Source organism: Enterobacter sp. ku-bf2, assembly GCF_001742765.1.
Lineage (GTDB): Bacteria > Pseudomonadota > Gammaproteobacteria > Enterobacterales > Enterobacteriaceae > Enterobacter > Enterobacter quasiroggenkampii.
In genome coordinates this window covers 282,878-296,582 of record NZ_MDVW01000001.1, presented here as the reverse complement: position 1 = coordinate 296,582, position 13,705 = coordinate 282,878, and the positions used below count along the sequence as shown (strand labels likewise).

Annotated in this window: 14 protein-coding genes and 1 pseudogene; 6 read left to right on the top strand and 9 right to left on the bottom strand. The window is 56.9% G+C overall.

Translation table 11 applies throughout. The features are described from left to right. Positions 1–187 precede the first annotated feature (187 nt). Complete coding sequence (locus BFG58_RS01405) at positions 188–427, top strand: DUF1883 domain-containing protein (RefSeq protein WP_013096243.1); 240 nt, start codon at positions 188–190, stop codon at positions 425–427. Positions 428–457: 30 nt separating this feature from the next. On the opposite strand, the gene BFG58_RS01400 is transcribed toward BFG58_RS01405, so the two are convergent. Beyond that, positions 458–1,153 (bottom strand): gamma-glutamylcyclotransferase, encoded by a 696-nt coding sequence (locus tag BFG58_RS01400; protein WP_023618421.1) that lies wholly within the window; start codon positions 1,151–1,153, stop codon positions 458–460. Between the two features lie 177 nt (positions 1,154–1,330). Next, the gene (gene chaB / locus BFG58_RS01395) at positions 1,331–1,561 is read right to left on the bottom strand and encodes a putative cation transport regulator ChaB (RefSeq protein WP_045908986.1); all 231 of its coding nucleotides are present in this window, start codon (positions 1,559–1,561) and stop codon (positions 1,331–1,333) included. A gap of 270 nt (positions 1,562–1,831) precedes the next feature. Here chaB and chaA point away from each other — a divergent pair, with 270 nt between their 5' ends. After that, positions 1,832–2,932, top strand: coding sequence for a sodium-potassium/proton antiporter ChaA (gene chaA, locus BFG58_RS01390; protein WP_024907071.1), 1,101 nt, complete (start codon positions 1,832–1,834; stop codon positions 2,930–2,932). Positions 2,933–3,047: 115 nt separating this feature from the next. Here chaA and kdsA read toward each other — a convergent pair whose 3' ends face one another. The 6 genes and pseudogenes from kdsA to hemA form a co-directional block, all read right to left on the bottom strand. Next, positions 3,048–3,902, bottom strand: coding sequence for a 3-deoxy-8-phosphooctulonate synthase (kdsA, locus tag BFG58_RS01385; protein WP_023312123.1), 855 nt, complete (start codon positions 3,900–3,902; stop codon positions 3,048–3,050). Positions 3,903–3,938: 36 nt separating this feature from the next. Beyond that, a complete protein-coding gene (sirB1, locus tag BFG58_RS01380) occupies positions 3,939–4,748 on the bottom strand; it encodes an invasion regulator SirB1 (protein ID WP_024907069.1) in 810 nt (269 codons plus the stop codon). A 29-nt stretch (positions 4,749–4,777) separates the two neighbouring features. Next, a pseudogene (locus tag BFG58_RS24220) lies at positions 4,778–4,900 on the bottom strand (siroheme synthase); the annotation flags it as partial. Further along, on the bottom strand, positions 4,882–5,712 hold the full coding sequence (gene prmC / locus BFG58_RS01375) for a peptide chain release factor N(5)-glutamine methyltransferase (protein ID WP_069719040.1): 831 nt from the start codon (positions 5,710–5,712) through the stop codon (positions 4,882–4,884). The pseudogene BFG58_RS24220 and the gene prmC, both read right to left, overlap by 19 nt. Beyond that, positions 5,712–6,794 carry a peptide chain release factor 1 gene (prfA, locus tag BFG58_RS01370; protein ID WP_021240360.1) on the bottom strand — a complete coding sequence of 361 codons (1,083 nt, stop codon included), beginning with the start codon at positions 6,792–6,794 and terminating at the stop codon, positions 5,712–5,714. The genes prmC and prfA overlap by 1 nt, the downstream gene beginning before the upstream one ends. A 41-nt stretch (positions 6,795–6,835) precedes the next feature. After that, a complete protein-coding gene (gene hemA, locus BFG58_RS01365; RefSeq protein ID WP_024907067.1) occupies positions 6,836–8,092 on the bottom strand; it encodes a glutamyl-tRNA reductase in 1,257 nt (418 codons plus the stop codon). A 201-nt stretch (positions 8,093–8,293) separates the two neighbouring features. Between hemA and lolB the strand changes: the two genes are divergently transcribed. The 4 genes from lolB (at position 8,294) to dauA (ending at position 12,648) form a co-directional block, all read left to right on the top strand. Further along, positions 8,294–8,905 carry a lipoprotein insertase outer membrane protein LolB gene (gene lolB / locus BFG58_RS01360; RefSeq protein WP_063621904.1) on the top strand — a complete coding sequence of 204 codons (612 nt, stop codon included), beginning with the start codon at positions 8,294–8,296 and terminating at the stop codon, positions 8,903–8,905. After that, entirely contained in the window at positions 8,902–9,771 is an 870-nt protein-coding gene (gene ispE, locus BFG58_RS01355; RefSeq protein WP_069719039.1) for a 4-(cytidine 5'-diphospho)-2-C-methyl-D-erythritol kinase, read from the top strand. The genes lolB and ispE overlap by 4 nt, the downstream gene beginning before the upstream one ends. A 125-nt stretch (positions 9,772–9,896) precedes the next feature. Continuing rightward, entirely contained in the window at positions 9,897–10,844 is a 948-nt protein-coding gene (gene prs, locus BFG58_RS01350) for a ribose-phosphate diphosphokinase (protein ID WP_003856663.1), read from the top strand. A gap of 124 nt (positions 10,845–10,968) precedes the next feature. Next, a complete protein-coding gene (gene dauA, locus BFG58_RS01345; protein WP_069719038.1) occupies positions 10,969–12,648 on the top strand; it encodes a C4-dicarboxylic acid transporter DauA in 1,680 nt (559 codons plus the stop codon). Here dauA and BFG58_RS01340 read toward each other — a convergent pair. After that, positions 12,634–13,692 (bottom strand): MerR family transcriptional regulator, encoded by a 1,059-nt coding sequence (locus BFG58_RS01340; RefSeq protein ID WP_069719037.1) that lies wholly within the window; start codon positions 13,690–13,692, stop codon positions 12,634–12,636. The genes dauA and BFG58_RS01340 overlap by 15 nt on opposite strands. Positions 13,693–13,705: the final 13 nt, after the last annotated feature.

Genomic DNA, 13,705 nt, shown 5'->3' with positions numbered 1-13,705 from the left:
GGTAAAACGCGCACCAGAGGAAATTTTGAGGGATTTTGTCATTTTTGTTTAATCGTTATGCCATTTTTTGATCAAAATCAGCATCCCACCCCCTCCCCTTTGGTGTTATGCCATGAGTGAATTGTGAACAACATCACGCTCGGATATGGCAGCAGGGAGAGCGTTGTTTAAGACTACGGGGTAAAAAATGGCACTGGTAAAAACAAGTTTGAAGCTGTTTGGCGGGGATACGGTTGTGGTGCGTTGCTCAGAGCGCTGTCGTATTCATCTCATGAGTGCGAAAGCACAAAAACAATCCCAGGCGGATATTCTGACCGTGCAGGACGATAAGGCCTGGCTTACCGTGCCATATACCGGCACGTGGGATGTGCTGATCGACAGCCACAGCCAGTCGCTGGAGCATTCCGTCAGTTACGTAGCAGCATAACGTCAAACGCCCGGCAAGCCGGGCGTATTTTCAGGCAAAACCCGGTCGCAGCGTGCCGTTGAGCGGGTTTCCTTCCAGCAGCGCCTTCACCTTCGCCACCAGCTCATTCAGACAATCGTCCTGCATGCCGAGGCGGGTCAACTCCTGATCGAGGGAGAAGAGATACTGCGCGTTAGTTCCCAGCGGTCCGCTGGCGGCAGCAATCAACGGGGCAATGACCTGCGTGCGGGTGTCCGCTTCATACAGCGGATGGCGCGGGTCCATGATAAACACCAGCGCATTGACGGTGCGACCGTCGTCCAGCTCCAGCTTGCACCAGCTCGGCATATAGCAGCCGGTGATCATCTCACGCTTCCAGAGCAGCGTAAGCTCCTCTTCCAGCGTGGCATCCGGGAGGCGATACGCCACGCCCGTGGTGCGCCCGCCCTCTTTCAGTGCAAGCATACGTCCGGGTTGGCACGCGCTGCCGCGTCCGGCCGTCAGACGCAGGCAAAATGCGCGGTGCCAGCCAGGCAGCGTTCCCGTTGCCGATTCGACAAATTCCAGAGCCGGGTTCCACATCAGGGAGCCGTAGCCAAAAATCCATACCGGGCCATCATCCGGGCGGCAGGCAAGCGTGGCAGCAAGCGACGCCGCACGTTGTTCAGCTGACCAGAGAAGCGATTCCTCAATAGCACCAAATGCCGTCTTACAATCTGCCTTCATTAAGAAATCACGCGTTAACACTTTCCACCTCCGCCACTGCATGCTTCCTTGCGACATCTGTAATTCGCCTTCCGGGCCTTAGGTGCTGGTCATTTTGCCAGCAGTTAAATAACGATAAGCAATTAGCGGACCAGTTGCAATACAACGGCAGTTCAACCGCCTGAAAAGTCAAAATGAAGGCAGCGAATTATTTCACGGCTATTTCTTTTTGTGCCATTTATCGTCGTCTCCTTTTTCATATTCATGTTTTACGGCGGCCCAGGCGACTTTGTGTGCCGTCTCTTCACGACTGGCATCATCCCGGCGATCCTCCTTATCTTTGTACTGATCCCAGGCACTGTTAAACGCCTCTTTGTAGATATCCTGCGCGTGAGCGGGCAGCACGTTTTGCACGTTATCGGGTAATTCGCGTTTCGTTTTATATGGCATCACTCACCTCTCTTTTGCTTAAAGAGATAAGTGTGGACGACGATATGCCAGCGTGCCACCCGGTCTTAATTTATGGATTAACTTTATATCTAATTAATTGTTATTTAATAAATATTATGTGAAAACCGCCAATTACAGGAGTCAGATATTAAATTTATGACAAAGGGTAAAATTAAGTAAAAAATTAAGGGTATATAACAGAGATCTGTTAATTTAATGCCCTCAAAAATCTATCTATAATTACAAGCACCTGCATTGATGGAGAAGCACATGACAGCAACACACGAGGCGGTAAAAACCCGCCACAAGGAGACGTCTCTCATTTTCCCGGTTCTGGCACTGGCTGTGCTGCTCTTCTGGGGAAGCAGTCAGTCACTGCCAGTGGTGGTTGGTATCAATATTCTTGCCCTGGTCGGTATCTTAACCAGCGCATTTAGCGTCGTTCGCCATGCGGACGTACTGGCCCACCGTCTGGGCGAGCCCTACGGATCGTTAATTCTCAGCCTTTCCGTCGTTATTCTCGAAGTCAGCCTGATTTCCGCGCTCATGGCGACCGGCGATGCCGCACCGACGCTGATGCGCGACACGCTTTACTCGATCATTATGATTGTGACGGGCGGCCTGGTGGGCTTCTCTCTGCTGCTGGGCGGGCGTAAATTTGCGACCCAGTATATGAACTTGTTCGGCATTAAACAGTATCTAATTGCCCTCTTCCCGCTGGCGATTATCGTGCTGGTCTTCCCGATGGCGCTGCCGGGTGCAAACTTCTCCACCGGTCAGGCGCTGCTGGTCGCGCTGATTTCCGCAGCCATGTACGGCGTGTTCCTGTTGATTCAGACCAAAACGCACCAGAGCCTGTTTGTGTATGAGCATGAAGACGACAGCGACGACGATGACCCGCACCACGGTAAGCCGTCGGCCCACAGCAGCGCGTGGCATACGGTTTGGCTGATAGTGCATCTGATTGCGGTGATTGCCGTCACCAAGATGAACGCCAACCCGCTGGAAACATTGTTAACCGAGCTGAACGCGCCGGTAGCCTTTACCGGCTTCCTGGTGGCACTGCTGATCCTGTCTCCTGAAGGGCTGGGCGCGCTGAAAGCCGTCTTAAACAATCAGGTACAGCGCGCAATGAACCTGTTCTTTGGCTCCGTGCTGGCGACCATTTCACTCACCGTGCCGGTGGTGACGCTGATTGCCTTTATGACCGGTAACGAGCTGCAGTTTGCGCTGGGCGCGCCGGAGATGATTGTGATGGTAGCCTCGTTGCTGCTGTGCCAGATTTCGTTCTCAACCGGGCGCACCAACGTGCTTAACGGGGCAGCGCATATGGCGCTGTTTATTGCGTACTTGATGACGATTTTTGCGTAGCCTTTTTGCCCAGCGGCGCTTCGCTTGCAGGGCCTACGGGTTTTGTAGGCCGGGTAAGCAAAGCGCCACCCGGCAATATGCCCCATAAAAAAACCCGCCGAAGCGGGTTTTTTTATTATTTGCTGGTATCCAGCTCGTCGAAGCTCTTCACCAGATCGTCAATCGCTTTGATCTGTTTCAGGAACGGCTCCAGCTTATCCAGCGGCAGCGCGGATGGGCCGTCGCATTTTGCGTTATCCGGATCCGGGTGCGCTTCAATGAACAGACCCGCCAGACCGGTTGCCATACCGGCACGCGCCAGTTCGGTCACCTGAGCACGACGTCCACCGGACGCGGCGCCAAACGGGTCGCGGCACTGCAGCGCGTGGGTCACGTCGAAAATCACCGGAGACTGGCCGGAGACATTTTTCATCACGCTGAAGCCCAGCATGTCCACCACCAGGTTGTCGTAACCGAAGTTAGCGCCACGGTCGCACAGGATCACCTGATCGTTACCACCTTCGATAAACTTATCGACGATGTTACCCATCTGACCCGGGCTCACGAACTGTGGTTTTTTCACGTTGATCACGGCACCGGTTTTCGCCATCGCGGCAACCAGGTCGGTCTGGCGAGCCAGGAATGCCGGGAGCTGAATCACGTCTACCACGTCTGCCACCGGCTGCGCCTGAGAGGCTTCATGCACGTCGGTGATCACTTTCACGCCAAAGGTCTGCTTCAACTCCTGGAAAATCTTCATCCCCTCTTCCAGGCCCGGGCCACGGTAAGAGTTGATGGAGGAGCGGTTGGCTTTGTCAAAAGAGGCTTTAAACACGTACGGGATGCCCAGCTTCTGGGTCACGGTCACGTAGTGCTCGCAGATACGCATGGCGAGGTCGCGGGATTCCAGCACGTTCATGCCGCCAAACAGCACGAAAGGCAGGTCGTTTGCTACCTTGATATCACCAATGCTAACCACTTTTTGTTTCATAGGATCGCCTTATTCAGGTGTGAATCGGAATTAAGATTAATGCAGTGTAATTTGCTTGTGCGAGATCGCGTTGATCTGCGCACGAATCATTTCGCTAATGGGGTCTTCCGGACACTGCTCAACGAAATAGCTCAGATCGTTTAGCGCCACGTGTTCGCAGTCGAGCTGGGCATAGATCAGCCCGCGGTCGCGAATTTCGTACGGGTCTTCCGGATTAAACTGCAGCAGCACTTCGCTGGCGCGCAGGGCCAACTCCATCTGACGCTCTTCCATTAACGCTGACTTCAGCGTATCGAGCAGCTTGCGGATCACTTCTGCGTTATCCGCCTCGTCGAGATCTTCGTTGAAGAGCTCAGCCACCGGGCTGATGTTGCCTTTCAGCCACACGTCCAGCGTATGTTCATCCAGCGTGTCGCCGTTGAAGGGATTAATGAGCCACATCTCGCCGTCCAGCCACTCCGCACGCAGGATCATCTGCGTCGGGAAAATAACCGGCACCAGCGGAATATCCAGGCGATGCGCGACCCACAGTAAAATAGAGCCCAGCGCAACGGCGCTGCCCTGACGATTTTTTAAGACCTGGTCCAGCCATAATGCGTCAGACAGGCGATACACGCCCCGCGTGTCGCAGAAACCCCATTCGCCGTAGAAAAGCTCAAGCAGCTTCTCTAATTGCCAGTCTTGCGGGCGCGCCTGATTAATCTCTTCACGCGCCAGGCTGACCAGATTCTCCAGCTCATCGTAGACAAACTGCGACGTAAAATCGTCGCGAATCATCTCAGAAATCAGGATCATGCCATCGCAAAGCGGCACTTTATTAAATTCGAAATCGGCTAAGGACCTCATGACTTACCCCAGTAACGACCGAGCGCACAGCGACGCCCGGACGAGATAAAACTCAAAACGATGTAGATGATAACGCCAAACCGCCTTTCAGTCAGCCTTACGCCTTTATCAGTAAATGGCAGATAGCCTGCACTCATAGCCACTGCCCCAGCGTCAGGCGTTCGTTGCCGCCGTAGTCGCGGCAGGTTTTGACGTCGGCATAGCCCGCCTGGGTAAACAATGCCCGCACGCTTTCTCCCTGCGTCCAGCCATGCTCCACAAGAAGCCAGCCACCGGAAAGTAAATGTTGTCGTGACATTGTCACAATGTGATCGAGGTCGGCTAAACCTTCCCTGGCGGCGACCAGCGCCGTCAGCGGTTCGAAGCGCACATCCCCCTGCGCAAGGTGCGGGTCATGCTCGTCAATATAGGGTGGGTTACTGACAATGATGCCGAACGTCTGGTTCTCCAGCGCGCTAAACCAGCTACTTTGCTGCACCTTTACGTTGGTCAGGCCAAGACGTTCCACGTTGCGCTGCGCCAGCGCCACCGCGTCGGGCATCACATCTACCGCCGTCACCGCGCAGTCGGGTCGTTCGCTGGCGAGCGCCAGCGCGATGGCCCCGGTGCCTGTACCGAGATCGAGAATGCGGCAGGCCGCCGTCGGTAAACGCGCCAGCGCCTGTTCGACCAGACACTCGGTATCGGGACGCGGGATCAGCGTCGCCGTCGAGACGTAAAGCGGTAACGACCAGAACTCGCGCTCACCGACAAGGTGCGCCACCGGCTCGCCGTGCTTACGGCGGGCAAGCAGCGTGGCGAGCCGTGCTTCCTGCTCAGCGGTCAGTTCGGTTTCACCGAAGGCCAGCAGGTACGTGCGGGCTTTGCCCGTCACATGCTCAAGCAAAATTTCGGCATCGCGTTTCGGGCTTTCGCTTTCGGAAAGCTCACCGGCAGCCTCACGTAACCAGCGCTGAAAATCCATTATTCCTGCTCGGACAGTGCCGCCAGCTGGTCGGCCTGGTATTCCTGCACGATAGGCTCAATCAGCATATCCAGCTTGCCTTCCATCACTTCATCCAGACGATACAGCGTCAGGTTGATGCGGTGGTCGGTCACGCGCCCCTGCGGGAAGTTATAGGTGCGGTTACGGTCGCTGCGATCGCCGCTCCCCAGCAGGTTACGACGCGTAGACGCTTCCGCCTGCTGGCGTTTCGCCATTTCAGCCGCGTGGATACGCGCACCCAGCACGGACAGCGCTTTGGCTTTGTTTTTATGCTGGGAACGTTCGTCCTGACACTCCACCACGATACCGGTTGGCAGGTGGGTAATACGGATGGCGGAGTCGGTGGTGTTAACGTGCTGACCACCCGCCCCGGAGGAGCGGAAGGTATCAATACGCAGGTCCGCCGGGTTGATGTCCGGCAGCTCCGCTTCCGGCAGCTCCGGCATCACCGCCACCGTACAGGCGGAGGTGTGGATACGGCCCTGAGATTCGGTGGCCGGAACGCGCTGCACGCGGTGACCGCCGGATTCAAATTTGAGACGACCATATACGCCGTCGCCGCTGATCTTGGCGATAACCTCTTTGTAGCCACCGTGTTCGCCTTCGTTGGCGCTCATGATCTCCACGCGCCAGCGACGCGACTCGGCGTAGCGGCTGTACATGCGGAACAGATCCCCGGCAAACAGTGCCGCTTCGTCACCGCCGGTCCCGGCGCGGACTTCCACAAACGCGTTACGCTCGTCGTCCGGATCTTTTGGCAGCAGAAGCACCTGAAGCTGCTGCTCCATCTCCTCAGAACGCGCTTTCGCATCCTGCAACTCTTCCTGCGCCATCTCGCGCATTTCAGGATCGTCGAGCATCATCTGCGCGGTTTCGATATCTTCCTGAACCTGTCGCCAGTCGGTAAAGCATTTAGAAACATCACTTAACTGCGCGTATTCACGTGAGAGCGCGCGAAAACGCTCCTGGTCCGCAATGGTCCCGGCATCGCCGAGCAGCGCCTGGACTTCTTCATGGCGCTCGTGCAGAGCTTCCAGTTTAGCGACGATAGAAGGCTTCATAGGCGTAAGTGCACCTTGTCTTAGAAAATGGGTATAGGGCGCTATTCCAGCCCGAGGCTGTTGCGCAGAATAGTCAGGCGTTCATCATCCCCGTCACGGGCAGCCTGCTGAAGAGATTTGGTTGGCGCATGGATCAGGCGGTTGGTCAGTTTCCACGCCAGATCCTGCATAATTGCATGTGCGTCGCCGCCCTGCTCCAGGGCCGCTAACGCTTTGGCAGTCAGGTCGTCACGCACCTGCTCCGCCTGTCCGCGATACTCGCGGATGGTCTCGCTGACGCTTTGCGCGCGCAGCCAGGCCATAAACTCACTGGTTTCCTGCTCAACAATGGTTTCCGCCTGCACCGCCGCCGCTTTACGCTGGGCGAGGTTGTGCGAAATGATGCTTTGCAGGTCATCCACGCTGTAGAGGTAGGCGTTAGGCAGTTTGCCCACTTCCGGCTCAACATCGCGCGGGACGGCAATATCCACCAGCAGCATCGGCTGATTACGACGGGACTTCAGCGCACGCTCCACCATCCCTTTGCCGATAATCGGCAGCGGACTGGCAGTCGAGCTGATAATAATGTCCGCCTCTTTCAGACGTTCATCGATGTCGCTCAGGGCAACCACCTCTGCGCCCACTTCATCCGCCAGCACCTGCGCGCGTTCGCGGGTGCGGTTAGCGATAATCATCTTTTTCACTTTATGCTCGCGCAGATGGCGCGCCACAAGTTCGATGGTTTCGCCCGCGCCCACCAGCATCACGGTGACGGTGGAGAGGGATTCAAAGATTTGGCGCGCAAGGGTGCAGGCCGCGAAAGCAACGGAAACCGCACTGGCACCAATGTCGGTTTCGGTTCGCACACGCTTCGCCACGGAGAAAGACTTCTGGAACATACGCTCCAGCTCGCTGGCCTTCAGATGCCCTTTTTGCGAATCCGCAAAGGCTTTTTTCACCTGACCCAGAATTTGCGGTTCGCCGAGCACCAGCGAATCCAGCCCGCTGGCCACGCGCATCAGATGGCTGACGGCATCGTTGTCCTGATGCCAGTACAGGCTGTTGCGCAGCTCGTCTTCATTGAGATTGTGGTAGTCGCATAACCAGCGGATCAGCGCTTCGTGCAGGTTATCCTGCTCTTCCACGCTTAAATAGAGCTCGGTACGGTTGCACGTCGAGAGCACCACGCCACCCTGCACCATAGGCTGTGCAAGCAGGCTGTCCAGCGCCAGGTCGAGCGTATCTGGCGAAAACGTTACGCGTTCTCGCAGCGAAACCGGGGCCGTTTTGTGGTTGATGCCGAGTGCTAATAGGGTCATGTTGAGCGGGAGTAGTACCAGCGTTAATAAGGTTAGCAGAACGCATCATACAGGATGCGCGAGATCAATAAAAGAGACAGCCCCCTTTCGGAGTAATAGGTTACACAACGCTTTGAGATAATTTGAACGTAGACGGTAGCCCCCTTCGACGCTAGCATTAACAGTTATAACTGCAACGTATCTCAAGGATTTGTCCTCATTATGACCCGACTGATTCGCCTGCTGCCCCTGGCGGCACTGGTTCTGACCGCGTGTACCGTCACTCAACCAAAAGGCCCGGGCAAAAGCCCTGACTCGCCACAGTGGCGTCAGCACCAGCAGGACGTCCGTAATTTGAACCAGTACCAGACCCGCGGCGCGTTTGCTTATCTCTCAGATGAGCAAAAAGTGTATGCACGCTTCTTCTGGCAACAAACGGGTCAGGACAACTATCGCCTGCTGCTGCTGAACCCGCTGGGCAGCACCGAGCTGGAGCTTATCGCGAAACCGGGCGAAGCGCAGATCACCGATAACAAAGGCCAGCACTACACCGCAACCGATGCCGAAGAGATGATTGGCAAGCTGACCGGAATGCCTATCCCGCTCAACAGCCTGCGCCAGTGGATCCTCGGCCTGCCGGGTGACGCCACCGACTATACCCTGGACGATCAATATCGTCTGAGCCAGGTGAACTACACCCAGAACGGCAAGACCTGGAAAGTGGTGTACAGCGACTATGACAGCAAGAGTAAACCGTCGCTGCCATCGAATATGGAACTGACCCAGGGCAGCCAGCGCATCAAGCTGAAAATGGACAACTGGATCGTTAAATGATGACCCACTGGCCCTCTCCGGCAAAACTGAATCTGTTTTTATACATTACCGGCCAGCGCGCTGACGGCTATCACACCCTGCAGACGCTGTTTCAGTTTATTGACTATGGCGACACGATCTCCATTGAACTGCGCCAGGACAGGCAGATTTGCCTCCTGACGCCGGTCGACGGCGTGGCGCATGAGGACAACCTGATTGTGCGCGCCGCGCGTCTGCTGATGAACGCCGCAGCGGAATCAGGTCGTCTGCCTGCGGGAAGCGGTGCGGATATTCGTATCGAGAAACGTCTGCCGATGGGCGGCGGTCTGGGCGGCGGCTCATCTAACGCCGCCACGGTGCTGGTTGCCCTGAACCACCTCTGGGGCTGCGGGCTGTCGCAAGACGAACTGGCCGCCCTGGGCTTGACGCTGGGCGCGGATGTTCCGGTGTTTGTTCGCGGTCATGCGGCCTTTGCCGAGGGCGTGGGGGAAATCCTCTCCCCGGTCAACCCGCCGGAAAAATGGTATCTGGTTGCTCACCCCGGCGTGAGCATTCCGACCCCGGTCATCTTTAAAGATCCTGACCTGAAAAGAAATACCCCGATTCGGTCAATAGAAACGTTATTAAATTGTGAATTCAGCAACGATTGCGAGGATATCGCAAGAAAACGTTTTCGCGAGGTTGATGCGGTGCTTTCCTGGCTGTTAGAATACGCGCCGTCGCGCCTGACTGGTACAGGGGCCTGTGTCTTTGCTGAATTTGACACCGAATCCGCCGCTCGTCAGGTGCTTGAGCAAGCGCCGGTTTGGCTGCATGGTTTTGTAGCGCGTGGGATGAACATTTCCCCCCTACAGCAGGCCATTCTGGCGCAGACTGAGTTTCGGTGACAACGTCACCCTGTTCCAGACGTTGCATCGCGCTCTTTAATACACCGCCTGGATAGCCTTTGCCTGGCCCGCACAGTTTACGGCGAACGCTATCCACCACTGGACGCATGCCTGAGGTTCTTCTCGTGCCTGATATGAAGCTTTTTGCTGGTAACGCCACCCCGGAACTAGCACAACGTATTGCCAACCGCCTGTACACTTCCCTCGGCGACGCCGCCGTAGGTCGCTTTAGCGACGGCGAAGTCAGCGTACAAATCAACGAAAATGTACGCGGTGGTGATATTTTCATCATCCAGTCCACCTGTGCTCCAACGAACGACAACCTGATGGAACTGGTTGTTATGGTCGACGCCCTGCGTCGCGCTTCCGCAGGCCGTATCACTGCTGTAATCCCTTACTTCGGCTATGCCCGCCAGGACCGTCGCGTCCGTTCCGCGCGTGTGCCAATTACCGCGAAAGTTGTCGCTGACTTCCTGTCCAGCGTTGGCGTTGACCGCGTACTGACCGTTGACCTGCACGCAGAGCAGATCCAGGGCTTCTTCGACGTCCCGGTTGATAACGTATTCGGCAGCCCAATCCTGCTGGAAGACATGCTGCAGCTGAACCTGGATAACCCAATCGTGGTTTCACCGGACATCGGCGGCGTGGTACGTGCCCGTGCTATCGCTAAGCTGCTGAACGATACCGACATGGCGATCATCGACAAACGTCGTCCGCGCGCTAACGTTTCTCAGGTGATGCACATCATCGGTGACGTGGCTGGCCGCGACTGCGTGCTGGTTGACGACATGATCGATACCGGCGGTACGCTGTGTAAAGCGGCTGAAGCGCTGAAAGAGCGTGGTGCCAAGCGCGTATTCGCGTACGCGACCCACCCGATCTTCTCCGGCAATGCCGTAAACAACCTGCGCAACTCCGTGATTGACGAAGTTGTGGTATGCGATACCATCCCACTGAGCGACGAGATCAAGGCACTGCCAAACGTGCGTACCCTGACCCTGTCCGGGATGCTGGCCGAAGCGATTCGTCGTATCAGCAACGAAGAATCCATCTCTGCAATGTTCGAACACTGATCGAGCACGGCCAAAAAACCCGCTGCGGCGGGTTTTTTTGTCTCTGGGTTTTATTTGTATGATTAATGCCTCCTTCACCTGCCATTCATATGACAGATGATGCGCATACGGATGATAGATAATTGTGAAAAACGTAGCCTCCTCACATGTTCTGCCCTTTCGCGCCCTCATCGACGCCTGCTGGAAAGAGAAGTACACCTCCTCACGCTTTGTGCGTGACCTGATTGCCGGGATCACAGTCGGCATTATTGCCATCCCGCTGGCGATGGCGCTGGCGATTGGCAGCGGCGTTGCGCCGCAGTACGGCCTGTACACCTCAGCCGTGGCCGGGATCGTCATCGCTCTGACCGGCGGCTCGCGCTTCAGCGTCTCCGGCCCGACTGCCGCCTTTGTGGTGATCCTCTACCCCGTTTCACAGCAGTTTGGTCTGGCAGGCCTGCTGGTCGCCACCCTGATGTCCGGGGTCTTTTTGATTCTGTTTGGCCTGGCCCGTTTTGGGCGGCTGATTGAGTACATCCCCCTTTCCGTGACGCTGGGGTTCACCTCGGGGATTGGGATCACCATCGGAACCATGCAGATCAAGGATTTCCTCGGCCTGCAAATGGCGCACGTCCCTGAACACTATCTGCAAAAAGTGGGCGCGCTGTTTATGGCGCTGCCGACTGCGAACCTTGGCGACGCCGCCATCGGGATGGTGACACTGGGCACGCTGATCGTCTGGCCTCGTCTGGGCATTCGACTGCCGGGCCATCTGCCCGCGCTGCTGCTGGGCTGCGCGGTGATGGCTATCGTCAATATGTTCGGTGGTCATGTCGCGACTATCGGCTCACAGTTCCACTATGTTCTGGCGGACGGTTCACAGGGCAGCGGCATTCCGCAACTGTTGCCGCAGCTGGTGCTGCCGTGGGATATGCCCGGCTCCAGCTTTACCTTAAGCTGGGACTCCCTACGCGCCCTGCTTCCCGCCGCGTTCTCGATGGCGATGCTGGGGGCGATTGAATCCCTGCTCTGCGCCGTCGTTCTGGATGGGATGACCGGCACCAAGCACAAAGCTAACAGCGAACTGGTCGGTCAGGGACTGGGGAACCTCGTCGCGCCGTTCTTTGGCGGTATTACCGCAACGGCAGCCATCGCCCGTTCCGCGGCCAACGTGCGTGCGGGGGCAACGTCACCCGTTTCGGCAGTTATCCATTCCGTACTGGTGATCCTCGCCCTGCTGATCCTCGCCCCGCTGCTCTCCTGGCTACCGCTTTCCGCCATGGCCGCCCTGCTGCTGATGGTGGCCTGGAACATGAGTGAGGCGCACAAGGTGGTAAACCTGCTGCGTCGTGCGCCGAAAGACGACATCATTGTGATGCTGATCTGTATGTCGCTGACCGTGCTGTTCGATATGGTCATCGCCATCAGCGTCGGGATCGTGCTGGCGTCCCTGCTGTTTATGCGCCGTATCGCGCAGATGACGCGCCTCTCCCCGGTCAACGTAGAGGTGCCTGACGATGTGCTGGTTCTGCGCGTGATTGGCCCGCTGTTCTTCGCCGCGGCGGAAGGTCTGTTCAGCGATCTGGAATCCCGCATCTCGGGCAAGCGGATTGTGGTGCTGAAATGGGATGCCGTGCCGGTGCTGGATGCGGGCGGACTGGACGCCTTCCAGCGCTTTGTGAAACGTCTGCCGGAAGGCTGCGAGCTGCGGGTGAGTAACCTCGAATTCCAGCCCCTGCGCACCATGGCGCGGGCGGGCGTGCAGCCGATCCCTGGCCGCCTTGCCTTTTATCCTAACCGTGAAGCCGCGTTAGCGGATCTGTGAATTGCCTGATGCAGAGGAACGTCTCTGCATCATCACCCCAATCGCCTGCTGAAGCCACCCAAGCACGGCAGGCGTCATCCATGTACCCTTCATCAGATGCGGCTCCTGCTGCATGGCCGTGCGAAACTTTTGCTGGGTCTCCGGGCTGGTGCCTGCATACGACTGGAATAATGCCAGCCAGTTTTCAGCCAGCTTTTGCGCCTCCTCCGATGCGGGATCGCGATTTTCCCGCTGCGCCTGATGCAGTTTTGCCACCAGCGGCGGCCACTCCATCATGCGGTCAAAGTAGTGCTTCCGGGTAAAGGCCATCTCCTCGGCGGAAAGATATTTTTCCCAGATAATCAGCTTCGACTCGGCGAACGCTCGCGTAATGTAATCGGTCATTTCCGGCGTGATGCCGGTCTGCACCTGCATCTGTGGCTCCACGCTGTGCATCTCGTTCAGCCGGGTGAGAAACTCCGGCTTGCCCGCCGTGTCCTGCTCCAGGCGTTCCATCCAGCGCGTCGCCAGGTCCATCGCCCGCGGGTCCGTGACGGGTATGTGCTGTTTCAACAGCGTGTTTGCTTCCGTAACCAGCCCTGACCAGATAGCCGTCAGCGCATCCTTCTGCACCGCAAACGGCAGCTGCTGTAACTCTTCTTTGCTAAACCAGCGATCGTACATATTCATTAACTCCAGAGTCTGTAGCCAGGATTCCAGATCCGGCGTCGCATCGTTGAGCAGCCCGGTGCGCAGTTCGACCAGCCGGTCGCGCAGCGTATGTATGCTGCGCAGCTGTTTATCCAGCAGCGTGATTTGCGCATCGAGTAACTCGGTTAACGACAGCGACTCCTGTTCCAGGAAATCCCTGATTTCAGCAAGTTCCAGCCCCGCCTTTGCCAGCGCCTGGATCATATGCAGACGCTGAACATCCGCCAGGTTGTAGAGCCGGTAACCTGCTGCGCTTCTGGCAGAAGGCAGCAACAACCCTGTTTGCTCATAGTGATGCAATGTGCGTACGGTGATCCCGGCCCGTTTTGCCAGCTCACCCACCTGAATCAACATAACTGCTCCTTTT